This is a genomic window from Variovorax sp. Varisp36 (assembly GCF_047304235.1).
In the GTDB taxonomy this organism is placed as follows: Bacteria; Pseudomonadota; Gammaproteobacteria; order Burkholderiales; family Burkholderiaceae_C; genus Variovorax.
In genome coordinates this window covers 14728-37158 of record NZ_JBGLYU010000012.1, presented here as the reverse complement: position 1 = coordinate 37158, position 22431 = coordinate 14728, and the positions used below count along the sequence as shown (strand labels likewise).

At 66.3% G+C, this 22431-nt stretch carries 20 protein-coding genes; 10 read left to right on the top strand and 10 right to left on the bottom strand.

The features are described from left to right. Nucleotides 1-33: 33 nt before the first annotated feature. The 3 genes from ACCD11_RS09875 to ACCD11_RS09865 form a co-directional block, all read right to left on the bottom strand. Nucleotides 34-2193 (bottom strand): TonB-dependent receptor, encoded by a 2160-nt coding sequence (locus ACCD11_RS09875; RefSeq protein WP_413313714.1) that lies wholly within the window; start codon nucleotides 2191-2193, stop codon nucleotides 34-36. Between the two features lie 204 nt (nucleotides 2194-2397). Then, nucleotides 2398-2604, bottom strand: a complete 207-nt coding sequence (locus tag ACCD11_RS09870) for a YbdD/YjiX family protein (RefSeq protein WP_007837269.1) — start codon at nucleotides 2602-2604, stop codon at nucleotides 2398-2400. Between the two features lie 4 nt (nucleotides 2605-2608). Then, a complete protein-coding gene (locus ACCD11_RS09865) occupies nucleotides 2609-4684 on the bottom strand; it encodes a carbon starvation CstA family protein (RefSeq protein ID WP_413313713.1) in 2076 nt (691 codons plus the stop codon). A gap of 227 nt (nucleotides 4685-4911) precedes the next feature. On the opposite strand from ACCD11_RS09865, the gene ACCD11_RS09860 reads away from it, so the two are divergent. The 5 genes from ACCD11_RS09860 to ACCD11_RS09840 all read left to right on the top strand — a co-directional run bounded on the left by ACCD11_RS09860 (nucleotide 4912) and on the right by ACCD11_RS09840 (nucleotide 10651). Beyond that, nucleotides 4912-6159, top strand: a complete 1248-nt coding sequence (locus tag ACCD11_RS09860) for an FAD-dependent oxidoreductase (RefSeq protein ID WP_413313712.1) — start codon at nucleotides 4912-4914, stop codon at nucleotides 6157-6159. 113 nt (nucleotides 6160-6272) lie between these two features. Further along, nucleotides 6273-6983 (top strand): DUF3348 domain-containing protein, encoded by a 711-nt coding sequence (locus ACCD11_RS09855; RefSeq protein ID WP_007837265.1) that lies wholly within the window; start codon nucleotides 6273-6275, stop codon nucleotides 6981-6983. After that, a complete protein-coding gene (locus tag ACCD11_RS09850) occupies nucleotides 6980-9340 on the top strand; it encodes a DUF802 domain-containing protein (protein WP_413313711.1) in 2361 nt (786 codons plus the stop codon). The genes ACCD11_RS09855 and ACCD11_RS09850 overlap by 4 nt, the downstream gene beginning before the upstream one ends. Then, nucleotides 9340-9993 carry an OmpA family protein gene (locus ACCD11_RS09845; RefSeq protein ID WP_413313769.1) on the top strand — a complete coding sequence of 218 codons (654 nt, stop codon included), beginning with the start codon at nucleotides 9340-9342 and terminating at the stop codon, nucleotides 9991-9993. Before ACCD11_RS09850 ends, ACCD11_RS09845 begins: the two co-directional genes overlap by 1 nt. Next, nucleotides 9968-10651, top strand: a complete 684-nt coding sequence (locus ACCD11_RS09840; RefSeq protein ID WP_007837261.1) for a DUF2894 domain-containing protein — start codon at nucleotides 9968-9970, stop codon at nucleotides 10649-10651. The genes ACCD11_RS09845 and ACCD11_RS09840 overlap by 26 nt, the downstream gene beginning before the upstream one ends. 4 nt (nucleotides 10652-10655) lie before the next feature. Here the strand turns inward: ACCD11_RS09840 and ACCD11_RS09835 are convergent, their stop codons facing one another. The 4 genes from ACCD11_RS09835 to ACCD11_RS09820 all read right to left on the bottom strand — a co-directional run bounded on the left by ACCD11_RS09835 (nucleotide 10656) and on the right by ACCD11_RS09820 (nucleotide 14706). Further along, complete coding sequence (locus ACCD11_RS09835; protein WP_413313710.1) at nucleotides 10656-11186, bottom strand: C40 family peptidase; 531 nt, start codon at nucleotides 11184-11186, stop codon at nucleotides 10656-10658. A gap of 123 nt (nucleotides 11187-11309) precedes the next feature. Further along, a complete protein-coding gene (locus ACCD11_RS09830) occupies nucleotides 11310-11600 on the bottom strand; it encodes an HU family DNA-binding protein (RefSeq protein ID WP_056593546.1) in 291 nt (96 codons plus the stop codon). A 182-nt stretch (nucleotides 11601-11782) separates the two neighbouring features. After that, nucleotides 11783-12409, bottom strand: coding sequence for a DUF938 domain-containing protein (locus ACCD11_RS09825; protein ID WP_413313709.1), 627 nt, complete (start codon nucleotides 12407-12409; stop codon nucleotides 11783-11785). Nucleotides 12410-12558: 149 nt separating this feature from the next. Then, on the bottom strand, nucleotides 12559-14706 hold the full coding sequence (locus ACCD11_RS09820; RefSeq protein ID WP_413313708.1) for a carboxypeptidase regulatory-like domain-containing protein: 2148 nt from the start codon (nucleotides 14704-14706) through the stop codon (nucleotides 12559-12561). Between the two features lie 239 nt (nucleotides 14707-14945). On the opposite strand from ACCD11_RS09820, the gene ACCD11_RS09815 reads away from it, so the two are divergent. The 5 genes from ACCD11_RS09815 (at nucleotide 14946) to ACCD11_RS09795 (ending at nucleotide 19263) form a co-directional block, all read left to right on the top strand. Then, entirely contained in the window at nucleotides 14946-15614 is a 669-nt protein-coding gene (locus ACCD11_RS09815) for a response regulator transcription factor (protein WP_007837248.1), read from the top strand. A gap of 19 nt (nucleotides 15615-15633) precedes the next feature. After that, nucleotides 15634-17439 (top strand): ATP-binding protein, encoded by a 1806-nt coding sequence (locus tag ACCD11_RS09810; RefSeq protein WP_413313707.1) that lies wholly within the window; start codon nucleotides 15634-15636, stop codon nucleotides 17437-17439. A gap of 214 nt (nucleotides 17440-17653) precedes the next feature. Beyond that, the gene (locus tag ACCD11_RS09805) at nucleotides 17654-18382 is read left to right on the top strand and encodes a hypothetical protein (RefSeq protein WP_413313706.1); all 729 of its coding nucleotides are present in this window, start codon (nucleotides 17654-17656) and stop codon (nucleotides 18380-18382) included. Nucleotides 18383-18551: 169 nt separating this feature from the next. Then, complete coding sequence (locus ACCD11_RS09800; RefSeq protein WP_413313705.1) at nucleotides 18552-19130, top strand: DUF4189 domain-containing protein; 579 nt, start codon at nucleotides 18552-18554, stop codon at nucleotides 19128-19130. 7 nt (nucleotides 19131-19137) lie between these two features. Beyond that, nucleotides 19138-19263, top strand: coding sequence for a hypothetical protein (locus ACCD11_RS09795; RefSeq protein ID WP_413313704.1), 126 nt, complete (start codon nucleotides 19138-19140; stop codon nucleotides 19261-19263). 90 nt (nucleotides 19264-19353) lie between these two features. On the opposite strand, the gene ACCD11_RS09790 is transcribed toward ACCD11_RS09795, so the two are convergent. From ACCD11_RS09790 to ACCD11_RS09780, 3 genes are all read right to left on the bottom strand, one after another. Beyond that, nucleotides 19354-20031: a methyltransferase family protein gene (locus ACCD11_RS09790; protein WP_413313703.1), complete on the bottom strand. Its 678-nt coding sequence runs from the start codon at nucleotides 20029-20031 to the stop codon at nucleotides 19354-19356. A 340-nt stretch (nucleotides 20032-20371) separates the two neighbouring features. Further along, entirely contained in the window at nucleotides 20372-21037 is a 666-nt protein-coding gene (locus ACCD11_RS09785) for a response regulator transcription factor (RefSeq protein WP_007837242.1), read from the bottom strand. Further along, nucleotides 21034-22410, bottom strand: a complete 1377-nt coding sequence (locus ACCD11_RS09780; RefSeq protein WP_007837241.1) for a cache domain-containing protein — start codon at nucleotides 22408-22410, stop codon at nucleotides 21034-21036. Before ACCD11_RS09780 ends, ACCD11_RS09785 begins: the two co-directional genes overlap by 4 nt. Nucleotides 22411-22431: the final 21 nt, after the last annotated feature.

Below are 22431 nucleotides of genomic sequence, written 5' to 3'. Positions count from 1 at the left end.
GCCTCAGCCGGAGACTGAGCCCGCGCCCGTGCCTCAGAACTTCGCGGTCAGCATCACCTGCAATTCGCGCCCGGGCCCCGGCATGATCAGGTTGTCCACGCTGCCATGCCCCGACACGTAGTACTTGCGGTTCGTGATGTTCTTCAGGTTCGCCGAAATCTCGTAGCGCCCGGTCTTGTAGCTCGCGGCCAGGTCTGCCGTGACATAGGAAGGCAGCGTGACGAGGTTGCTCAGCGACGCATAGCGCGCGGCCACGTAGTTGACGCCGCCGCCCGCGCTCAGGCCGTTGCCCAGGTCCTTCATGAGCCACACGAAAGCCGAGTGCCGCGGTGTGAGGGGCGCGATCTTGCCCTGCACCGGCATCGCCGCTCCAACCGGCAACTGCAGCGAACTCACCGTGGCCAGCGACTTGGTCATGCGGCCGTCGAGGTACGCATAGCCCGCGCTGATGTCCCAGCGGCCCGGCAGCTTGCCGGCCAGCGCCAGCTCCATGCCGTTGGTGCGCTGCGTGCCCACGTTGATCTGCCGTGCGGGATTGGTCGGGTCGGTGTTCTTGATGCCCGAGCGCTCCAGGTTGAACACCGCAGCAGTGAGGTTGAGCGCGCCATCCAGGAAGTCGAGCTTGGCGCCGATCTCCTTGTTCACCGTGATCTCGGGGTCGTTGGCGGTGTTGCTGGCCGACAGCGCGAAGGTCTCGGCCGAAGGCTGGAACGAGCGGCTGTACGACACGTAGTACGACTGCGTTTCGCTCGGCTGCCAGACCACGCCCGCGCGCGGGCTGAACTTGCGATCGGTGCGCGACAACGGCGCCAGCGTGCGTTCGAACGAGGTGTCCTGCCCGAAAACGTCGTAGCGCCCGCCGACCAGCGCCTTCCACTGCGGTGCCAGGGTGATCTGGTCCTGCGCGTAGAGCGCGGCGGTCTTGAAGCGCGTGTTGCTCGGGATCGCGCTGCTGGCCGTGTAGCTCGCGAGCGGAATCGGCGCGGGTGCGGCCACCGGGTTCAGGATGCTCACGCGTTCGAAGCCGGTGGCCGACGACACGGAGTACGCCCGCTTCTCCTGCTGGCCGAACTCCGCGCCCAGCAGCCATTCCTGCCTGAAGCCGCCGAGCTCGTTGCGCCATGTCAGGTCGGTCTGGTTGAACCAGCCGCTCTCGTCGCGCAGGATGAAGCCGCGCGTGCGGCCCACGGTCAGGCGAACGGGGTCGGTGGTACCGCTGGGCAGCGTGTTGTAGCGGTCGAGTCCGTAGCTGGAATAGCGCGTGGTGTTGCGCAGGCTCAGCGTGTCGCTGAAGCGGTGGTTCAGCGTGGCGGTGAACGACTGCACCTTCGTCGTGGTGGTGTCGTCGCGCTTGCCGAAGGCCGAGCCGTAGTAGGTGCCGATGGGCACGTTCACCGGGCGGCCGTTGAGCGCCGGAATGCCGAAGTCGGTGAGCCGCTGGTCGTAGGCGTTGGTGTACTGCAGCAGCAGATCGGTCTGCGGACTGAACTTGATGGCCAGCGACGGCGCGACGTTGTAGCGGTCGATGAACTGCTGGTCGCGGTAGCTGCCCGACTTCTCGCGCGCGACGTTGAGGCGAAACGCCATGTTCTCGCCGATGGGCGTGTTGAGGTCGGTGGTGAGCCGCTTGAAGTCGTGCGTGCCGAGGCCGAGCGAGACTTCGCCGAAGGCGCGGTCGAAGACCGGCTTCTTGGTCACGCGGTTGATCAGGCCGCCCGAGGAGCCGCGGCCGTACAGCACTGCGGCCGGGCCCTTCAGCACCTCGATGCGTTCGGTGTCCGAGAGATCGCGGAAGTACAGCGCGTCGTCGCGCACGCCGTCGACGAACCAGTCGGCGATGGCGGTGAAGCCGCGGATCACCACCTGGTCGCGCTGGCCGTCGCCCGCGTTGAACGACACGCCGGGCGCGTTGCGCAGCGCGTCCTGCATCGAAGTCGCGCCCTGGTCGCGCAGCAGCTGCGCCGGCACCACGTTGACCGCCTGCGGAATGTCGCGCAGGGGCGCGGAGCCCTTGGTGGCAGTGCTGCCGATGGACGGCGCATAGCCGACGTCCTGCTCGGAGCTGACGGTCACTTCCTTGAGCGTCGCATCAGCGCTCTGGGCCTGTGCCGCGCAGTGCGCGGCGGCCAGGGCGGCAACGAACAGGGACGGATGGCGCAGGCGAAAACGCAGCGCGCGAGAACGGACGGACATGGCGAAATTCCCTCAGGGCGATTTGTTCTTGAAATCGCGAAGCGCCACACCGGCTCCCCATCGATCGGATGGAGAAACCGTGTACGCCCTGCCTGGAGGAAATCTGGGTTGGGTGCCTTCGCCGGCCCGCACCGGCTCGATGGCCGGGGCTTTGGGCGAAGGGATCGCGTCGCGCGACCGCAGGATTCTAGATGCAGCGGCGCGTCAGCAGCAACGCCCCTTGCCTGCCCCGTAGCGCGCCTCCAGCCGTTCGCGGAAGAAGGCCTCGTAGCTCATCGGCGCGCGGTCCGGGTGGGTGGCCGCCATGTGCGTCAGGTAGGCGTCGTAGTCGGGCAGCCCGACCATGAGCCGCAGAGACTGCTTGAGCGAGCGCGCAAAGTAGCGCCCGGCTTCCGGCAATGCGAGGCCCATGGCGTCAGTGCGCGGCCGTGGCAGCGGCAGCGCCCACTGGCTCGAACGGCGTTTCCTTGGTGGTCGGCCGGTTGGCCGCACGCGCTGCCAGGCAGGCCTTGATGCTGTAGACCAGCACGCTCAGCACCACGAAGATGAAGAGCGCGCACAGCGCCGCGTCGAGGCGGTCGTTGAACACGATGCGCGACATGGCCTCGGGCGTCTTGGCCGGCGCCACCAGCACGCCGCTGGCGATGCCGTCGGTGTACTTGGCCGCATGCGAGAGGAAGCCGATCTTCGGGTCGGCCGAGAAGATCTTCTGCCAGCCCGCGGTGAGCGTGCACGCCAGCAGCCACACGGCAGGCGCAATCGCCACCCACGCATAGCGCTCGCGCTTCATGCGGAACAGCACGACCACGCCCAGCATCAGCGCCACCGCGGCCAGCATCTGGTTGGAGATGCCGAACAGCGGCCACAGCGTGTTGATGCCGCCCAGCGGATCGACCACGCCCTGGTACAGGAAGTAACCCCAGGCCGCGACGCACAGCGCGGTGGCGACGAGGTTGGCCGGCAGCGAGTCGGTGCGCTTGAGCGCGGGCACGAAGCTGCCCAGCAGGTCCTGCAGCATGAAGCGGCCCGCGCGCGTGCCGGCATCCACAGCCGTGAGGATGAACAGCGCCTCGAACAGGATCGCGAAGTGGTACCAGAAGGCCATCATGGCCTGCCCGCCGATCACCTGATGGAGGATGTGGGCCATGCCCACGGCCAGCGTCGGCGCACCGCCTGCGCGGCCGAGGATCGTCGTCTCGCCCACGTCCTTGGCGGTCTGCAGCAGCATCTCGGGCGTGATCACGAAGCCCCAGCTCGACACCGTGGCCGCCACCTGCTGCGCGGTCGTGCCGACCAGCGCGCCGGGGCTGTTCATCGCGAAGTAGATGCCGGGCTCGATGCACGAGGCCGCGACCAGCGCCATCACCGCGACGAAGGACTCGGCCAGCATGCCGCCGTAGCCGATGAAGCGCGCATGGCGCTCGTTGTCGAGCATCTTGGGCGTGGTGCCCGAGGAGATCAGCGCATGAAAGCCCGAGACGGCGCCGCAGGCGATGGTGATGAACAGGAACGGGAACAGGCTGCCCGCCCACACCGGGCCGTTGCCCTGCGCGAACTGCGTGACGGACGGCATCTGCAGCGTAGGCATCACGAACACGATGCCGATGGCCAGCGCGATGATGGTGCCGATCTTCAGGAAGGTCGACAGGTAGTCGCGCGGCGCCAGCAGCAGCCATACCGGCAGGCTCGCGGCAATGAAGCCGTAGCCCACCAGCATCCACGTGAGCGCCTTGCCGTCGAAGGTGAAGAGCGGGGCCCACTCGGGGTTCTGGCTCACGGCCTGGCCGCCGAAGATGGCCAGCATCAGCAGCACGAAGCCGATCAGCGACACCTCGCCGATGCGCCCCGGGCGGATGTAGCGCAGGTACACGCCCATGAACAATGCCACCGGAATCGTCGCTGCCACCGTGAAGGTGCCCCACGGCGATTCAGCCAGCGCCTTCACCACGATCAGCGCCAGCACCGCGAGGATGATGATCATGATCATGAAGGTGCCGAACAGCGCGATCATGCCGGGCACCACGCCCATCTCCTGCTTGACGAGGTCGCCGAGCGAGCGGCCGTCGCGCCGCGTGGAGATGAACAGAATGATGAAGTCCTGCACCGCGCCGGCGAACACCACGCCCGCCAGGATCCACAGCAGCCCGGGCAGGTAGCCCATTTGCGCCGCCAGCACCGGACCCACCAGCGGGCCCGCACCGGCGATGGCCGCGAAGTGGTGGCCGAACAGCACGTTCTTGTCGGTCGGCACATAGTCCAGGCCGTCGTTGTGGCGGTGTGCCGGCGTCTTGCGGTTGCCGTCCAGGCCCAGCACCTTGTCGGCGATGAACAGGCTGTAGTAGCGGTAGGCGATCAGGTAGGTGCAGATCGCGGCGGCCACCACCCAGAGGGCGTTGACGCTTTCGCCTCGGGTCAGGGCCACGGTGCCGAGCGCGAATGCGCCGACCACGGCCACGACCAGCCACACCAGATGGCGTCGGATGCTGTGCATGCGGATGTCTCCTCTATATTGAACCCGAGGAGTTTTGCCGGGCTTCGGCGCGGGCGCATCCGTCGGACTGCGCGGAGTGCATGCGTGGCTTTGCGTAATGGAAAACCCGGGTACGGCAGGCGCCGTCCCGCAGTGCAATGCCTGCGGGCCTACACGCAGGAACCGGACCAGGCGCGAATATGTGAGCCCTCATCAGGACGCGATCAGGGGGCGAAAGAATCGAAGCCATGGACACACAACCACGCTGCTGCATCGCAGGTGGCGGTCCTGCCGGCATGGTGCTGGGCCTTCTGCTGGCCCGGGCCGGCGTGCCCGTCGTCGTGCTGGAAAAGCATCTCGACTTCCTGCGCGACTTTCGCGGCGACACCGTGCACCCGTCGACGCTCGAGATCCTGCACGAGCTGGGCCTGCTCGACGCCTTCCTGCAGCGCCCGCACGACCGCATCGAGGAACTGCGCGTCACCTTCGAAGGCCGCAGCATCCCGGTGGCCGATTTCACGCACCTGCCCTCGCACAGCAAGTTCCTAGTGTTGATGCCGCAATGGGAGTTCCTCGATTTCATGTGCGACGAGGCCCGGCGCTATCCGGGCTTCGAGCTGTGGACCGATGCCGAGGTCATCGGCCTGCTGCAGGACAAGGGACGCGTCAACGGCGTGAAGGTGCGGCGCGGCGCCCGCGCGGGCCAGCCGCAGGATGTCGAGCTGCATGCTTCGCTGGTGGTGGCGGCCGATGGCCGGCATTCCGCGCTGCGCGATGCCGCGGCGCTGCCGCACATCAGCTACGGCGCACCCATCGACGCGCTGTGGATGGCCATTCCCAAGCAGGCCGGCGACCCCTCCACCACCGGGGGCTACATCGCGCGCGGGCGCTTCCTGGCGATGCTGAACCGCGGCGATTACTGGCAATGCGCCTTCGTGATTCCCAAGGGCGGCCACGCTGCGCTGCAGGCCCGGGGCATCGAGGCGTTCCATGAAGAGATCGGAAAGGTCGCTCCCTTTCTCGCCGCCCGGCTGCCATCGGCCCTGCCCGGCTGGGACGCGGTGAAGCTGCTCGAGGTGACGGTCGACCGCCTCGAGGCCTGGTCGTGCCGCGGGCTGCTGTGCATCGGCGACGCGGCCCATGCGATGTCGCCGGTGGGCGGTGTCGGCATCAATCTCGCCGTACAGGACGCCGTGGCCGCCGCGAACCTGCTGGCCCAGGCCTTGGCCGGCGCCGCGAGCGAGAAGGAAATCGACGCCCTGCTGCCCCAGCTCCAGCGCCGCCGGGAATGGCCGGTGCGCGTGACGCAGGCGGCGCAGCGCCTGATACAGGACCGCGTGCTGGTGCCCGTGCTCGGCGGCGAGCTGGCGTCCGGCTCCGGGCACCTGCCCTGGCCGCTGCGGCTGCTGGCGCGCTGGCCGCTGCTGCGCAGGCTGCCGGCGCGGACCGTGGGCATGGGCGTGCGGCCCGAGCACGTGAAGTCGCCGCGGGCGTGATGGAACTGGCATTTCGTTACACAGCCGGGGCCTGGGGAGGCCGCCGGGCAGGCCTCTGCGAGAGGTCGCTGTTGTAGACTGCCAGGTTTTTCGATCAGGCGCGTTCAAGCGGTATGGGGCAAGTTTTCAGGCGCACAAGTTTCAACGGCTCGGCGCTCATTCGCTTGCTTTCCCGACTGGCTGACATCGATGCTCGCGAACCCGCACAACCCACCGCCGACCGACTGAGCCAGTGGTTCGGCTGGACCGATGCCATCTCGCTGTCCGCGGCGCTCGATGGCGCACCGGCAACGATGGCACAGCCCGGCACCCGCGCTCCCCGCAACACCGAAGAAGGCGAATGCCAACGCGTGCGAACCGCCCTGGCGAATGCCATCGCCGAAGACAGCACCTTCGGCACCGGCAAGGACGCGACGCCCGAGTTCACCCCGTACCGCCGGCGCTACCTTGCCCGGCAACAGGCGATGGAGGCCGGTGTCGGTTCGCTGCGCAGCCGGCTGCGCTCGGCGCTGGCAGCCAGATCGCCGGCCATGGCCCGGCTGGCATCGGTGGACGTGGTCATGGCGCAGGTGCTGGAGGCGCGCGAGCACAGCCTGCTGTCGGCCGTGCCCGGGATGCTCGAAAAGCACTTCGAGCGCTTGCGCAAGGCCGCCGGGACGCCTGACGAAGCAGAGACAGACAGCGGCACCCAACCCCCCGATGCGTGGCTGGACGTGTTCCGCAAAGACGCCCAGGACGTGCTGCTCGCCGAACTGGACTTTCGATTTCAACCGGTCGAAGGGCTGCTCGAAGCACTTCGCACCCAGGCCACCAGGACCCCATGACCCGCTTCCTTCAATACGCCGTCTTTGTCGCAGGCCTGGCCGTCGTCGGCTGGGTGGGCGCCGGATACATCGGCACGAACCCGCTGGCGCTGGCCGTCACCGCGATCATTGGCGCGTCCTACCTCATGGGCGCGCTGGAACTTCATCGCTTCCAGCAGGCCACCTCCACATTGACGCAGGCCGTGGCGGACCTCTCCACCCCGCCAGAGAACCTCGGCGCATGGCTCGGCCGGCTGCATCCTTCGCTGCGCAACGCGGTGCGCCTGCGCATCGAGGGCGAACGCGTCGGCCTGCCCGGCCCGGCGATGACGCCGTACCTCGCCGGCTTTCTCGTGCTGCTGGGCATGCTCGGTACATTCGTCGGCATGGTGGTCACGCTCAAGGGCACCGGCCTCGCGCTGGAAAGCTCGACCGACCTGCAGACCATCCGCGACTCGCTGTCCGCTCCCGTGAAGGGCCTCGGACTGGCCTTCGGCACCTCCGTGGCAGGCGTGGCCGCGTCGGCGATGCTGGGCCTGGCCTCGGCGCTGAGCCGGCGCGAGCGGCTGCAGGCCGGGCAATTGCTCGACACCCAGATCGCGACCACCCTGCGCGTCTTCTCGCTCACGCATCAGCGCGAGGAATCGTTCAAGCTGCTGCAGCAGCAGGCCCACGCCATGCCCGAGCTGGTCGGCCAGCTGCAGGCCATGATGCTGGCGATGGAACGCCAGAGCCACGCGCTGAACGAACGCCTCGCCACCAGCCAGGACCTCTTCCACAGCAAGGCCGAGGCCGTGTACGGCAGCCTCGCCACTTCCGTCGACCAGTCGCTGAAGCAGAGCCTGACCGAGAGCGCACGCGTCGCCGGCGCGGCAATCCAGCCGGTCGTCGAAGCCACCATGGCCGGCATCGCGCGCGAAACGGCCACGCTGCACGACACCATCTCGCAGACCGTGCAGCAGCAGCTCGACGGCCTGTCGACCCGCTTCGAGGCCACCACCACCCGCGTGGCCGATACCTGGAAGACAGCGCTCGCTGAACACCAGCGCACGAGCGAAGCCTTGTCGAAGGACATGCGCGGCTCGCACGACCAATTCGCGCAGACCTTCGAGCAACGCTCGGCTGCGCTGGTCGACACCGTCTCCGCCCGCCTCGAGAGCGCCGTGGGCAACGTGTCGGACACCTGGGGCAGCGCGCTTGCGCAGCATCAGCGCGTGAGCGAAAAACTCTCGGGCGATGCGCGCCAGGCCCTGTCGTCGGCCGCCGCCGCCTTTGCACAGCACTCCGCGTCGCTGCTGGACACGGTCGATGGCGCACACGCGAGGCTGCAGACCGACATGGCATCGCGCGACGAGCAACGCCTCGCGGCCTGGACGCAATCGCTCACGGCCATGGCCGCCTCGCTGCAAAAGGAATGGCAGCAAGCCAGCGCACACAACGCGAGCCAGCAGCAACAACTTCTCGGAACCATGGCGCAGGCCGCGCGCGACATGTCGGCCCAGACCGAAGCGCACGCGAAGAGCACCGTCGCCGAGATCGCACAGTTGCTGCAGGCGGCTTCGGAAGCTCCACGGGCCGCGGCCGAGATCGTGTCCGAGATGGCATCGCGCGACGAACAGCGCCTCTTGGCGTGGACGCAATCGCTGGCCACCATGGCCGCATCGCTGCAGCAGGAATGGCAGCAGGCCGGCGCACACAACGCGAGCCAGCAGCAGCAACTGATCGACGCCATGGCGCAAACCGCGCGGGACATGTCGGCCCAGACCGAGGCGCATGCGAAGAACACCGTCGCCGAGATCGCGCAGCTGCTGCAAGCCGCAGCGGAAGCACCGCGCGCCGCAGCCGAGGTTGTCACCGAGCTGCGCCAGAAACTCGCCGACAGCATGACCCGCGACAACGCGATGCTGGAAGAGCGCAGCCGCATCCTCGAAACGCTGGCCACCCTGCTCGATGCCGTGAACCATGCCTCCACCGAACAGCGCACGGCCATCGACACGCTGGTGTCCGCATCGGCCGACCTGCTGGAGCGCGTGGGCAGCCGCTTCACCGAAAAGGCCGATGCGGAGTCCGAGAAGATGGCCGCCGTTGCCGCGCAGATCACCGGCAGTGCCGTCGAAGTGGCGAGCCTCGGTGAAGCCTTCGGCCTTGCCGTGCAGCTGTTCAGCCAGTCGAACGACAAGCTCGTGGGCCACCTGCAGCGCATCGAAGGCGCGCTGGGCAAGTCCATCACGCGCAGCGACGAGCAATTGGCCTACTACGTTGCGCAGGCGCGCGAAGTCATCGACCTGAGCATCATGTCGCAAAAGCAGATTGTCGAAGACATGCAGCAGATCGCCAGCCGGCAGCAACAGCAGGCACCGGTGGACAGCGAAGCATGATGCGCGAAGACCTCGATGCCGGCTTCGACGAACCGGGCGTGCCGGTGTGGGCGGTGTTCGGCGACCTGATGGCGGGCCTGCTCGGTGCCTTCGTGCTGATCCTGGTGTGCGCGATCGGCATGCAGCTGGAGCTCGCGTCCAGGCTGGAGACCGAGGTCAAGCAGCGGCAGGCCGAGGCCAAGCGCCGGCAAACGCTGGAGCAAGCTCTCGCGGGGCCGCTCGCAGCCGGCCGCGTGACGCTGAACAACGGCCGCATCGGCATCAGCGGCAGCGTGCTGTTTGCCTTCAACTCCGCGGAGCTTCAGCCCGAAGGCCGGCAACTGCTCAAGAGCCTGGCCGCGCCGCTGAGCGCGTACCTCAAGTCGCGCGACGAGATCCTGATGGTGAGCGGCTTCACCGACGACCGGCAGATGCGCGACAACGCGCGCCAATTTGCAGACAACTGGGAGCTCTCGGCGCAGCGTGCCTTGACGGTGACGCGGGCGCTGATCGAATCGGGCGTACCGTCGTCGTCGATCTTCGCGGCGGCGTTCGGATCTGAGCAGGCAGTGGCCTCGAATGCAGATGCCGATGGGCGCTCGAAGAACAGGCGCGTGGAAATGGCGCCCACGCCGAGGCCCTCCAACAATGCCGGCGCAAAGCCCCGTGACTGATCACGAGACGTGCCTCGACACCGCCGCGATGGTCGCCGCATCGATCAAGCGCGGCGATCATCGTTTCGATCCCGTGCGCTTTCGTGTCATCGAAGCGATGGCCAGGCGCGCGGCCGCGTACAGCGGCGAGGCCCGGCGCATCCTCGACGACAAGGTCGCCACGCTGCTTGCCGTGTACGGCGAGGATCTTGGAAAGGCACAGCCAGCGGATGTGGCGAAGCAGGAAGCCGCACCAGAGCGCGGGGCGCTCGCCGGCCTCGTCGATCACATTGCCCGGCATGCACCGGTGCCTGGCGACAGCTCGCCGCCCGCGGCGGGCAATGCGGCACGCGGCCTCCCTGCCTTTTCGCCTTCCACCGAACTGAAGTCGATCCGCTACTTCAAGAGCACATGGTCCAGGCTCAGCGCGGATCGGCGCTTGACGCAATCACTGGCGAAGGTGCCGGAGAACGCGGGCCCCCTCAACTCGCATCACCTCGTGCACCGTTCGCTCACGCTGATGCGCGACCTGTCGCCGGAATACCTCAACCGGTTCATGTCGTATGTCGATGCGTTGTCGTGGGTCGATCAGTTGAACGGCAGCAGCGCCGCGGCGGGCGCGGCGAGCCCGCGCACCGAAGGCCCTGCCAGGAAGAGCGGTCGCGGCAAGTCCGCCTGAACCCTCAGGGCCGCCGAGCCTGCGTCGGCTGGCGCGACCAATACACGCCGTCGAGCCTGTCGAGCCGCACCTCGCCGCCGGTCGACGGCGCATGCACGAAGCGGCCTCCGCCCACGTAGATGCCGGCATGCGTCGGTGCGAACGAGCCGAAGAGCACGAGGTCGCCGGTGCGAACGTCGGACATCGCCACCGGACTGCCGAAGGACGCCATCCGCGCCACCGTGCGCGGCGGCGACTGCCCCACGCTGTTGAGATAGACGTAGCCGATGAGGCCGCTGCAGTCGAAGCCGCCATCCGGCGTGTTGCCCCCATAGCGGTATGGCGTGCCGACCAGCCCCAGTGCATGGATCGCGATGCTGTTGGTTTGTTCGGCCGTCAGCGTGCTGGTGACGGCGGCTCCCGGCCGTGGCCCGGTGGGGCCTGCGCAGCCCAGAACCAGAAGACAGGCCCCTATCGGAAGGAGCCGAAGCAGCCACTGCGGCAGCGGCAGCAAGAGCGCATGGGAACGTTGCGTTGGCACAGGTGCGTCGGGCATGTCTGATGGCTGAGCTTGTGGACGTGCACGGACTCTAGCGCGGAACGCGACGGCTACCTGAAGATGGCCCCTCCGCAGGCCGTGCGCTGCTGCGCCGGCGCCACGGAGGAAGGAAAGAAGCTCTTACTGGCCTGCGGCGGGCGCGTTGACCGCGTCCTTCAGCGCCTTGCCGGCGGTGAACTTGGGCGCCTTGCTGGCCTTGATGGTCATCGGCTCGCCGGTCGACGGATTGCGGCCCGTGCGCTCGGGTCGGCTCGCCACGGCGAAGGTGCCGAAGCCGATCAGTTGCACCGTGTCGCCGCCGGCCAGGGCGCGCGACAGGTTTTCGATGGTGGAGTCGAGCGCGCGGGCGGCATCGGCCTTGCTGAGGTTGGTGTCGGCGGCAATGGCCGTGATGAGGTCGGTCTTGTTCAAGATGAGGTTCTTTCTTCGATCGGACGGTTGAAGGGAAATGAGTGGCGCGGAGCGCACCGGGCTCGAACTTTAAACGCCCCGCCGAGGGAGCGGGACATGCGCGCGTTTCAAAAGTGAAACATCGTGATCGATGCACGCTGGCGCGAGAAGAATCTCCAGCGCAACGAACTGCACCCACGCATTCACCGGAAGCCGAAGACCAGCAGCAGGTTGTTCGCGGGCATCGCGTGCCGCTCGCGCAACACGAGGCCTGCTCGGTGCGCCTCTGCCGTCACGTCTTCCACGCGGCGAATGCCCCATGCGGAATTTCGGGCGCGCAGATCTTCGTCGAACGCGAGGTTGCCCGGCGCCGTTGGAACTTCATCTTCCAGATACGGCCCGTACGTGATCAACACGCCGCCAGGAAGCAGATGCCGCGCGGCCCCCTGCATCAAGGCAGCGCATGTGGTCCAGGGCGCGATGTGCAGCATGTTGGCGCAGTAGATCGCGTCGAACTTCTTTTCTTCTTCAGCGGGTGCGGAACCCTGCAATGGCCATCGAGGGGCCATCACGTCGAGCAGGAGCGGCGGGCGGAGATTCGGTCGCGCGGCTTCCGCGACTCGGCTTGCAATCGCGGGGAGCATGCGGGCATCTGCGTCGGTGGGTTGCCATACCCATTGAGTCATGGTTGCCGCGAACCAGGCGGCGTGCTGCCCCGTACCGGACGCAATCTCCAACACAGTGCCGCGCTCGCCGAGGATGCGGATCAGCGCGTCCAGAATGGGCTGCTTGTTGCGGTCGGCGGCGGGGCTATGGGGAAGGTCGGGCATTCGAGGGGATTTTGATGAGGTTGTTTGAAGGACATCGGGCAAGGGTATTTCGATGTTGCCATGAAGGCCTGGCTACCGTGCATCGAGCGCCAACCCGCAAATGAAAAAGCCCCGCCGAGGCGGGGCCGTGCAACGGGCTCGATGCCGATTCAGTGGAACTCGTAGAGCGCCACTTTCTTGCTCATCTCCAATTGGCGGGACGTGCGTGCCCAGAGCTCGAAGTTGTTGAGCGACGTGCCTGCAGCGTACTGCAGCCCGAGGCTGCTGTCGCAGTGCAGATCGTTCACGGTCTGCGTCGAGCAGCGCAGGACCACCGAGCGTGCCTGGCTCGCAACGCCCGTGCTGTCGTTGAAGCGGGCGCCCTGCTGGCCCGGGCCGGGGCTCGGTGCGCGCCCGTACGCCGTGAACGACGTGGGGGGAAGTGCGCCTTGCGGCACGGTCCACGCGTCCAGGTTGCCGTCGGCGCTGAAGTCGATGAGGTTCGGATCGTTCTGGCTTGGCGCGCCGAAGACGAGGTTGCCCGTGGCCGAGCTTGCCGAGATCAGCTGCGAGCGCATTGCCGCCGTCAGGCCGACGAAGGCGACCTGACGGATCTCCCCGATGCTCTGCGCCCGCGACAGCGTGCGGTAGGACTGCGTCACATTGCCGGGATTGCCGACAGCGCCGCCCACCGGCACGAACTCGAGCTTCCAGACGCTCTGGTCGTTCAGCGCGCTGATCTGCGCGTCACTGTACTGCGGGTTCAGGAAGAACAGGCTGCTCTCCCTGTCGCTCGGGTTGCCCGCCGTCGCGGTGTTCTGGTACTCGCCGCGCAGACGGAAGACGCTGCCGGACGTCGGCGTCACGCCATCGTCCTTCGCGGCGACGAGATAGGACAGCCCCGCGGTCGGCAGGTAGACCCGCGTCGAGCCGGTGGGGGTCGTCAGCACCACCTGGCTGAAGATCGAATTGCCGTTGCCGTCCGTCTTGTTGTCGATGTTGACGTTGTAGCCCGTCGTGTAGTAGCTGAAGTCCGGCGTGTTGATCAGCTCGCGATGTTCGGAATAAGGCCGCACGCGGGCGGCGTAGGTGTAGCCGTTGCCCGACAGCTTGAGCGTGCCATTCACGTTGCGCGCAACGATGGTGTCGTAGTCGACGTTGCCGGACACGTCCGTCGTGCGGTAGCTCAGGAGCAGGTCGCCGTTCGCGCGAACGTGCTCGAAGTTGCCGCGGTCCCACTTGAGTCCGGTGGTGCCGGGCCTGAACAGGCCCGCGAAGGCGCCGGCGTTGCTGCCGTCGCGCCCCACGTACGAGCCGTTCTGGTAGTAGGTGCCGGGGTCGTCGCCGACGAACATCGTGCGGCAGGCGGGCGCGATCACGTCGGTGGCGGTGCCCGTCACGGCCGACGTGTCGTTCGGCGCATTGACGCGCTGCGACAGCGGCAGTGCAAAGCATGCCGTGACCTTGTCGAACAGCGCCGCGACCGCCGCGGGCGACGGGACCTGCGCCAGATCGCCGGCCGCGATCGGAGGCAGCGTCGGCGTGGTGCTGTCGCTGGAACGGAAAGTGATCGAAACGGGCGCGCTGCCTTCGGTCGCGGGGACGGTCTTGACCGTGATCTCGATGTTGGCGGCGGTGCCGTCGGGGCGCACGCTCACCGAGATGGCGTCGAGCACCTTGTCCGGGCCGGTGCCGTCGGCCACGAAGACGCCGGAGACCGGATCGAGGGTCCCCTGGCCCAGCGTGCTCAGCAGCGGCTGGAGGGCGGCCACCAGGCTCGTCACCTGCTGCTGGATCGAGGCTTCGGTCAGGGCGCCGGGGTTCGCCTGGATGGCACCGGCCAGGCTGGCGGGGTTGCCGTCCGGCGACAGCCGGGAAACGATGATGGTGGTCAATGGCGAGACGTTGGCCGTGCCCCCCGTGGTGCTGGCGGTCGTGCTGTAGAGCGTCAGGTCGTCGCGCTGGGCCGTGATCACCAGCGGGGCCTTGGCGCTGGCGGGCAGAGGACAGGCGTAGGCCCCTGCGCTATCGGTCTGCGTCGTGCACACGGTGGCGCCGGTCTGGTCGACGACGACGATGCTGGCGCCCGCGAAGGGCGCGCCGGTGGCGGCCACGCCGGACAGCTGCGATGAGGTCTGCGGCGGGTTCGAGGCTGGCGGCGCCGATGGCGGCGTCGACGGCGGGGCCGCTGGCGGCGACCCGGCAACGGGGAACAGGGCGGCGCCGCTGCCCCCGCCGCCGCCGCCACCACAGGCGGCCAACAACACCAGGCTGGTACTTGCCGCAGTCGCACACAGCGTTTTCTTGAAAGATGTCATGTCGGGAGGTCCTCGTAAAAAAACAGAGCCGGATGTCACAAAATGTGGAGCGCAGTGTGCGAAAGATGGCTGAAGGCCGCCTCCCCTGATCGCGGGATACGCGGCCTGTGCAAAGCAGGCAAAGCTCGCGCATCGGAAGCCCACGCGCGCCTGCGTGCGGGCCTGTCACTCACCGGTTCCCAGGAAAGAGACCTGAATGAAAACTGTGCTCGCGACACCCCCTGCGGCCGCGCTGTGCAATGACCGCCATTGACCGCGTCCGCGTCGCGCTGGTCGAGGACGAGGCCGGCACGCGCGCGCGCCTGTGCAGCGCGGTAGCCCAGAGCCCGGCGCTGGAACTGGTGTTCACGGCAGCCACGGCCGGCGAGATCCATGCCTGGCTGCGCGAGGGGCGGCCCGACGTGCTGCTGGTCGATCTCGGCCTGCCCGACGGCTCGGGCTTCGAGGTCATCGAGTGGTGCCGCCAGCTCGCGCCGAAGGCAGAGACGATGGTGATCACGATGTTCGGAGACGAGGCCAACATGATCCGGGCCTTCGAGGCCGGCGCGCGCGGCTACCTGCTCAAGGACGGCACCGAGGACGATCTGTCGCGCCACGTGCTGCAGCTGCACGCCGGCGGCTCGCCCATGTCGCCGATCATTGCGCGTCAGCTCCTGACCCGCATGGCGCCCGGCACGGCCGCGCCGATCGCTGCGGCCGCGCCCGCCGTCGCCTCGCTGTCGCCGCGCGAGACCGAAGTCCTCGCTCTGGTCTCCCGCGGCTATACCTACCCCGAACTGACGAGCCTGCTCGGCGTTTCGCTCAGTACCATCCAGACCCATGTCAAGAGCATCTACAGCAAACTTGCCGTGCATTCGAAAACCGAGGCGGTCTTCGAGGCCCGTCAACTGGGCTTGCTGGATCGCTAGCCTGACGCTCGCGCTGCTGTTGGCCGCTCCGCGCGCCGAAGCGGGCAATGCCGGCGGTGAGGGCGGTGGGGCCGACGCGGGCTTCGTGCAGATCGACCGTGCGCTCGTCACGCTCTGGCCCGATGGAAGCCCGGCCGAGGCGCCCGTCGAGCGCGCCCTGCCACATCGGTGGGACATCGACCACCCGCACAGCGGCGGCAGGGCCCGCTATCAGCTCATGCTGCCGCCGGTCCGCGGTGCGGAGCCATACGCGCTTTTTTTTCCGCGCATCGGCAACCAGGTCGAGGTGCGCGTCGGCGGCCATCTGGTGACCAAGCTGGGCGAGCTGGGCGATGAATCGACGGACATGGCCAAGCTACCGGTCCTGATGACCGTGCCGGCCGCCCTGCTCTCGCATGACGCCCCCACCGAACTGCAGGTGGATGCGGCGGTGCAGCCCGGCCGCTGGGGCGGACTCAGCGCGGTCATCTTCGGCGTCCAGTCGGTGGTCGTTCCGATGTATCGCACCAATGAACTCTGGCGCCAGTCCGCTCCCACCGCAATCACCTGGGCACTCGTGTTCATGGGGCTGATTGCGGGCGGCCTGTGGTGGCAGCACCGGGAGGGCCTGTATGGCATCTTCGCGCTGATCTCGCTGTTCGGGGTGACGACCATCTCCGGCCGGCTGCTGATCACGCCGCCGCTGCCGTGGCCGGCCTGGGGCGCGGTCGGCGGCATCGCGCTATGCGTGCTCCTGCTGCTGATGGCGCGCTTCGTCATGGTGGCGATCGCCGAGCTGCGCCCCTGGATGCGGGTTGCCTTCTGGGTGTACCTGGGGCTGTGCGTATGCGCCGTCACGGCCAGCTTTCTGTGGCACCAGCCGTTGATCTACACCTTGGTGCTCGGCAGCCTGCTACTGCCGGCGATGGTGATGATGTACAGCATCGTGCGAAAGATGTGGATGGCGCCCACGTGGGAGTCGACGCTGATGTGCCTGGCCGGCGTCACGGCGATCGTCGCCGGTGCGCGCGACTTCATGGTGGTCCGCATTCCCGAGTCGGGTTCGATGTCCTACGCCATGCTGCCGCTGGCCGTGTTCTTCCTGGTGCTGGCGATGGGCGGGACGGTCGTGGGGCACTACGTTCGCCAGGTGGCCGCATACAGGGAGCTCAATGCCTCTCTGGCGCGGCGCATCGCCGAGCGGGAAGCCGAGCTCGGCGAGTCCCATCGGCTGCAGCAGCGTCAGAGCGAGGAGCAGGCCGCGCTGCAGGAGCGCCAACGCATCATGCGCGACATCCATGATGGCGTGGGCGCACATCTGGTGGGACTGCTCAGCATGATGAAGAAAGGCGGCGCCGCGGCCGAGGCGCTGCAGGAACAGGCTCACGCGGCGCTCGACGAACTGCGCATGGCGGTCGATTCGCTGCAGCCGGTGAACGGCGACCTCGCCACGGTCCTCGCCACGCTGCGCTATCGGTTGCAGCCGCGGCTGGAGGCCGCGGGGCTGCGGGTCGAATGGGAGGTGGCGGCGCTGCCCGAGATGCGCAGCCTGACGCCGACCACGGTGCTCAACGTCCAGCGCATCCTGCTCGAAGCCTTCACCAACGTGCTGAAGCACGCAGCGGCCACCACCGTGCGCGTGACGGCAAGGCGGGTCGAAGGCCCCGACCGGCTCGAGCTGCGCGTGCAGGACGACGGAGCCGGTATTTCCGCGGAGCAGGGCCGCGTGTCCGGCCACGGCCTGGGCAACATGCGGGCACGGGCGCAGTCCATCGGCGCGGCCCTTGTCATCCAGCATGCGCAGCCGCATGGCACCATCGTCGAGCTGAGTTTGCCCATGGCTTAAGCACTAAGCGCATAGGAAGAACGGGATTCTGGCAATGTGATTTTGGCAATGAGTCTGGATATCCGATGACCATCACCATCACCGCCTTTGAACGGTCGCCCGATGGCGGCAAGGACGAAGCCGTGCACAACTGATTCGTTTCGCCTCGGCCCCAACACTAAGATCCAAAATCGCACACCATCTTTGCCAAACCAGGAAAATCAAGGAGGCCTCCATGCAACGAACGATCGTTCTCGCTCGCCTGGCTTTGCTCTTGCCGCTCTTTTTTGCAGCGGCTTCGGCAAAAGCTCACCCGGAGCAATTCGTCTGTACCGGCACATTGAGCTCTGGCTCTGGCATGGCGGGTTCATCGCTGGAAAAGAGCGGTCGGGCGACCTGCTTCTTTGAGGCCGACACCTACGCCGAACAACGGGCGCAAAAGATCTGCAGGCAGAACCAGCCGTGCGAAGTCGTCGCCATGACCCGCATCGATGGAGACAAGCGCATCATCGAACAGGTGCTTTCCATCAATGGCGTCCGGCAACCCGCGGGTGCTCTCCATGCACAAAAGGATGATGCTGCTGTGAACGGGCAAGCACGTGCAGAGGCGCTGGATTGCCCCGGCAAAACCTTCGAAACCTTCGTGGAGAAATTCGCAAACAGCATCTCCCTCCAGGCGAAGTTCACCCGCTGGCCGCTGCAATCCACTGCCATCGATGCCAAGGCGGAGCCAGAACCGAAGCCCGTGACGAAACAACTCACGCAGCGGCAAGTGACTTATCCGCTGATGACGGCGCTAGATCGTGCCAAGCGCGAAGGCAAGATCATTCGGATCGCAAAGGACGAGGACTCGGGAGGTCAGATCGAAATTGCCGGATCGAACTCCGGAGAGAAGGTCCGCTATCTCTTCAAGCGATCGGGAATGTGCTGGAAGCTGACGGCTATCGACGATCAATCGATCTAGCACGACGTTAAATCTCTCTCGGGCATTGCACCTCTAACGCGAGGTCCGAAATGCGCATTCCTTCCTTCTGGCAGTTGGCGATCCTCAGTAAGCTGGATAGATGATCATCCCCGTGCTACTCCTGCGACCATCGCGGGCTGGAAGGACGTCAATCAGATGGAAATTCGATATGAAACGACTCTTCCTGGTTTCGATGTTGATGTGGGGCCCAGTCTTGGCATACGCCCAGCAGCCACCTAACAGCGGATCACCCTGCCCGCCTGGAATGATCCCCGGTTACGGAAAATGCTATTCACCTAGCGATCCGGATCTATATGGTCCAAACGAACAACGGCAACGCAGCGCCAGGCCGAACGGCGCAGCCAACCATGGGGATGGCTGGCTTCGCTATGAAACTGGCAAATGGACGGAGAGCTTCGGAGCGTTGGCCGACGATGGGAGAGGCGTAAAGGGCTCTAGTGGCAGGTCGGAGGACAGCACAAGCGCCCAAGCTGCAAGAAAGGAAGCATTGCGCGATTGTGGCAAGCAGGATTGCCAGATCAGAATTGAGGTGCGCAATGGATGTTGGGCGGTGGCTTATGGAAAAAGCAGTACGTTCTATTTTGGTACGGAGATCGACATGGTTGGGGCCGACCCGAAAACGGCCGGCTTGAAGCTGGTTTCAAGCCAAGCAATGGCCATGTGCAAGCAAGCAAGCGATGTGAACTGCGAAGTCAGAAACACCTCTTGCAGCCTCCCGTCTCAGTGAGGGTTCGATGCTGCACACCTTTCTAAAAGGGCACATCACGCTGATGTTCGAGATGCCCGGGAACGTCACGCGCGAGATCCGGGTTCCGGTCGATCTCTCCATCGCAGACAAGGATCCGCGGCCCGCCATCTAAGGTTCGGACTGTTCGATAGGCATCCCCGACGCTCACCGCTAACCGACCGCCTCCAGCGCACCGACTTCTTGTAGGCGGCCATCCCACTTCCTACCAGAGGTGCGGAATGAGACGATGACGTACACGGCTTGCGTATTCGTTGTACCCGGGAAGATCGCGGCGCAAGATTTTTTCCTCATCAAGAAGCCGCCAGAAAAGCACCGGCAGGATGAACGGGACCAGACAGATCGTGAGCCACGAGCCAAGTGCAAGCGGCATGCCAATGAAAAGCCAGAGTGCGCCAGCGTACATGGGATGGCGCACATAAGCATAGGGGCCGCTGTCGATCACTTTTTGATCATCCGCGACACTGATGTTGGCTGCTGCATAACTATTGACCTTCAGCACCCAGAAAATAAAGAGGAACGACAAGACGATCACGATGTTCCCGACAAAGGACAGGTACGCGGGCACCGGCGAGACGCCAAATCGATAGTCGAGTGAAGGAAGGATGATAAAAATAAAAAACGCGAGGATGATGAGCGACACGATGATCTTCTGCGACCACTCTTTCTCATGCTGTGGTCCGGCATTCATACGGCGTTCGAGAAGCGGCCTGTCGTGAAGGGCGAGATAGACGGTGAAGCCGATGGTCGAGGCGGAAAAGACTGCGATAAAGAGCCAGCCTTGCCAGTATTTCCACGTGCCCGCGGGCAAGAAAATGAAGGCAACGAATACGGCCATCCCCGCAACCCCTTGCGCGATGGCTTTCTTGTAGAGCGGGTCCATAGACGAGTGAATGGTATATCCGACGCTCCGCAACAAGCGACCCAAGTGCGAAATTTCCGATGACCGCTCTGGAGGGCGAGAGCCGGCAGCTCAGAGGCCTTCGCGCCAACTTCTCCTGCGGCTACAGTCGGCCACACGCAGACGCTTGGGGAACACGATCAGTTCGCCCCGAAGCTGATTCAAATGGAATGCTCAGAGCCCATAACTGCCATCTTCACTTTAGAAGGCCTGTCTCGCGCAGAAAGAACTTCTGTTGAAGATTCCTCGATTCCTTGGCGCAATCGTCAATCGGCAGCGCCGGTACACAAAGCGCTGGCAGTTAACGAAGCAGGCAAGCGATTCAGGAGCCCTGCCCGAACTCCCGCGCATGCTCCACCGCGTACTTGATGAGCTCCGCCTGCCCCTCGATCCCCAGCCGCCGCTTGATGCTCTGCCGATGCGCCTCCACAGTGCGCACGCTCAGGCCCAGGTCACGCGCGATCTGCTTGCTCGACTCCCCTCGCCCCAGCGCAGAAAGAATCTCGCTCTCGCGCGGGGTGAGCAGCGGCCTCGGCTCCTGCGTGCGAAACAGCTTCTTCGACACGGCTGGGCTCAGGAAGGTACCGCCCGCCGACACAGCCTCGATGGCCGCGACGATCTCCGCCGCGGGCGCGTCTTTCAGCACGTAGCCGCGTGCGCCCGCCTGCAGAGCCTTCTGCACATACTCGGGGTTGTCGTACATGCTGAGCATCACGATGTGCGGCGCGCCCTGGCGTTGCAGCAGCAGCGCCGCGAGCTCGATGCCGTTCATGTCCTTCATGCCGACGTCCATCAGCATGAGGTCGGGCCGCAGGCTCTCCACCAGCGCAAGCGCTTCGGCGGCGCTGCCGGCCTCGCCGACGATCTGCAGGTTGGGCATGGAGCCGAGCCGGGCGCGCAGGCCGTCGCGCACCAGCGGGTGATCGTCCACCAGGAACAGGCGCACGGCCGCAGTAGGCATGTCCTTGGCTTGTTGTGTCGTGGTCATGCGGCCTGTGCCTTCGCGCTGCGGGCCGGCACCTCGGCCTCGATGGAGGTGCGCCCCGCGTTGGAGTTCATGGTGAGCCGCCCGCCGATGGCCTCCATGCGCTCGCGCATGTTGCGCAGGCCGATGCCGCGCCGCGGGTCGAGCTGCACGGCCTGAATGTCGAAGCCGGTGCCATCGTCGCTCACTTCCAGACGCACGCCCTCTTCGTCGTCGAAGTTCAGCGCAATGTGCACGTGCTGTGCGTGCGCGTGCTTGCGCACGTTGGTCAATGCTTCCTGCGTCAGGCGGAAGAGCGCTGTCTTCACTTCGGGCTGCAGCTCGAAGGATTCGCCGCCCATCATCATCGACGCATCGACTCCGCCCTCCTCCCTGAACTCGTCGACCAGCCGCTCCAGCGCGGCGGGCAGGCCCAGTGTGTCGAGCAAGGCGGGGCGCAGGCGGTGCGAGATGCGGCGCACCTCGATCAGCGAATCGTTGAGCCGCTGCAGCGCCTTGGCCAGCGCGGGCGGCGTGGTGGTGTGCTGCTGGCGGTCGAGCGATTCCACGGCGGACTCGATCAGCAGCTTGGCCGACACCAGCGTCTGGCTGGTGCCGTCGTGCAGCTCGCGCGCGAGGTGGCCGCGCTCTTCTTCCTGCGACTGCACCACGCGCCGCGCGAGCAGGCGCAGCTTGGCCTCTGCCGTGCGGTGCTCGCTGAGGTTCAGCAGCAGGCCGGCGGCGCTGACCACGCCAAGGCACAGTGCGGCGATGCCGGCAATCCACAGCAGCGTGGCGGTGACGTTGGCGTTCATCTGCCGATCGAGGGTGTCCATGGTCGACTGGATGTCGTCGAGGTACAGGCCGGTGCCGACCATCCAGTTCCAGCGCGGCAGCGCCGTGACGTAGCCGAGCTTGGGCGCCATCTGCGCGCTCGACGGCTTGCGCCACTCGTATTCGATGTAGCCGCCGCCGTTTTCCTTCGCGCCCTTGATCAGTTCCTGGATGGTGTAGCGGCCGCGCGAATCGCGCAGCTCCCAGAGGTTCTTGCCGACCAGTTCGGGCTGGCGCGAGTGCATGAGCGAGTTGCCCTCGAGGTCGTAGACGAAGAAGTAGCCGTCGTCGCCGTAGTTGAGCGCGGCGAGGCGGCGCAGAGCCTCGTTGCGGGTGGCTTCGTCGTCCTGGCCGGATTCGTACAGCGGAAGCAGGTTGCTCACGGCCAGGTCCACGTAGCTGCGCAGTTCGCTGCGGCGCTGGTCCATGTAGCTGCGCTCGATGAGGGCGCGCTCGCGCTGGGCGAGGTCATGCTCCTGGTGGCGCACCGCGAGGGCCACAAGCACCAGTGCGATGAGCAAGGGTGCCACAGCGAGCGCAACGATCTTGGTGCGGAGGTTCATCGGGGGGCAAGGCTACCACCG

Coding starts and splice junctions, on each gene's coding strand:
- ACCD11_RS09875 (WP_413313714.1), bottom strand. CDS start 2,193: ATGTCCGTCCGTTCTCGCGCGCTGCGTTTTCGCCTGCGCCATCCGTCC.
- ACCD11_RS09870 (WP_007837269.1), bottom strand. CDS start 2,604: ATGGGCCTCGCATTGCCGGAAGCCGGGCGCTACTTTGCGCGCTCGCTC.
- ACCD11_RS09865 (WP_413313713.1), bottom strand. CDS start 4,684: ATGCACAGCATCCGACGCCATCTGGTGTGGCTGGTCGTGGCCGTGGTC.
- ACCD11_RS09860 (WP_413313712.1), top strand. CDS start 4,912: ATGGACACACAACCACGCTGCTGCATCGCAGGTGGCGGTCCTGCCGGC.
- ACCD11_RS09855 (WP_007837265.1), top strand. CDS start 6,273: ATGGGGCAAGTTTTCAGGCGCACAAGTTTCAACGGCTCGGCGCTCATT.
- ACCD11_RS09850 (WP_413313711.1), top strand. CDS start 6,980: ATGACCCGCTTCCTTCAATACGCCGTCTTTGTCGCAGGCCTGGCCGTC.
- ACCD11_RS09845 (WP_413313769.1), top strand. CDS start 9,340: ATGCGCGAAGACCTCGATGCCGGCTTCGACGAACCGGGCGTGCCGGTG.
- ACCD11_RS09840 (WP_007837261.1), top strand. CDS start 9,968: ATGCCGGCGCAAAGCCCCGTGACTGATCACGAGACGTGCCTCGACACC.
- ACCD11_RS09835 (WP_413313710.1), bottom strand. CDS start 11,186: ATGCCCGACGCACCTGTGCCAACGCAACGTTCCCATGCGCTCTTGCTG.
- ACCD11_RS09825 (WP_413313709.1), bottom strand. CDS start 12,409: ATGCCCGACCTTCCCCATAGCCCCGCCGCCGACCGCAACAAGCAGCCC.
- ACCD11_RS09820 (WP_413313708.1), bottom strand. CDS start 14,706: ATGACATCTTTCAAGAAAACGCTGTGTGCGACTGCGGCAAGTACCAGC.
- ACCD11_RS09815 (WP_007837248.1), top strand. CDS start 14,946: ATGACCGCCATTGACCGCGTCCGCGTCGCGCTGGTCGAGGACGAGGCC.
- ACCD11_RS09805 (WP_413313706.1), top strand. CDS start 17,654: ATGCAACGAACGATCGTTCTCGCTCGCCTGGCTTTGCTCTTGCCGCTC.
- ACCD11_RS09800 (WP_413313705.1), top strand. CDS start 18,552: ATGAAACGACTCTTCCTGGTTTCGATGTTGATGTGGGGCCCAGTCTTG.
- ACCD11_RS09795 (WP_413313704.1), top strand. CDS start 19,138: ATGCTGCACACCTTTCTAAAAGGGCACATCACGCTGATGTTCGAGATG.
- ACCD11_RS09790 (WP_413313703.1), bottom strand. CDS start 20,031: ATGGACCCGCTCTACAAGAAAGCCATCGCGCAAGGGGTTGCGGGGATG.
- ACCD11_RS09785 (WP_007837242.1), bottom strand. CDS start 21,037: ATGACCACGACACAACAAGCCAAGGACATGCCTACTGCGGCCGTGCGC.
- ACCD11_RS09780 (WP_007837241.1), bottom strand. CDS start 22,410: ATGAACCTCCGCACCAAGATCGTTGCGCTCGCTGTGGCACCCTTGCTC.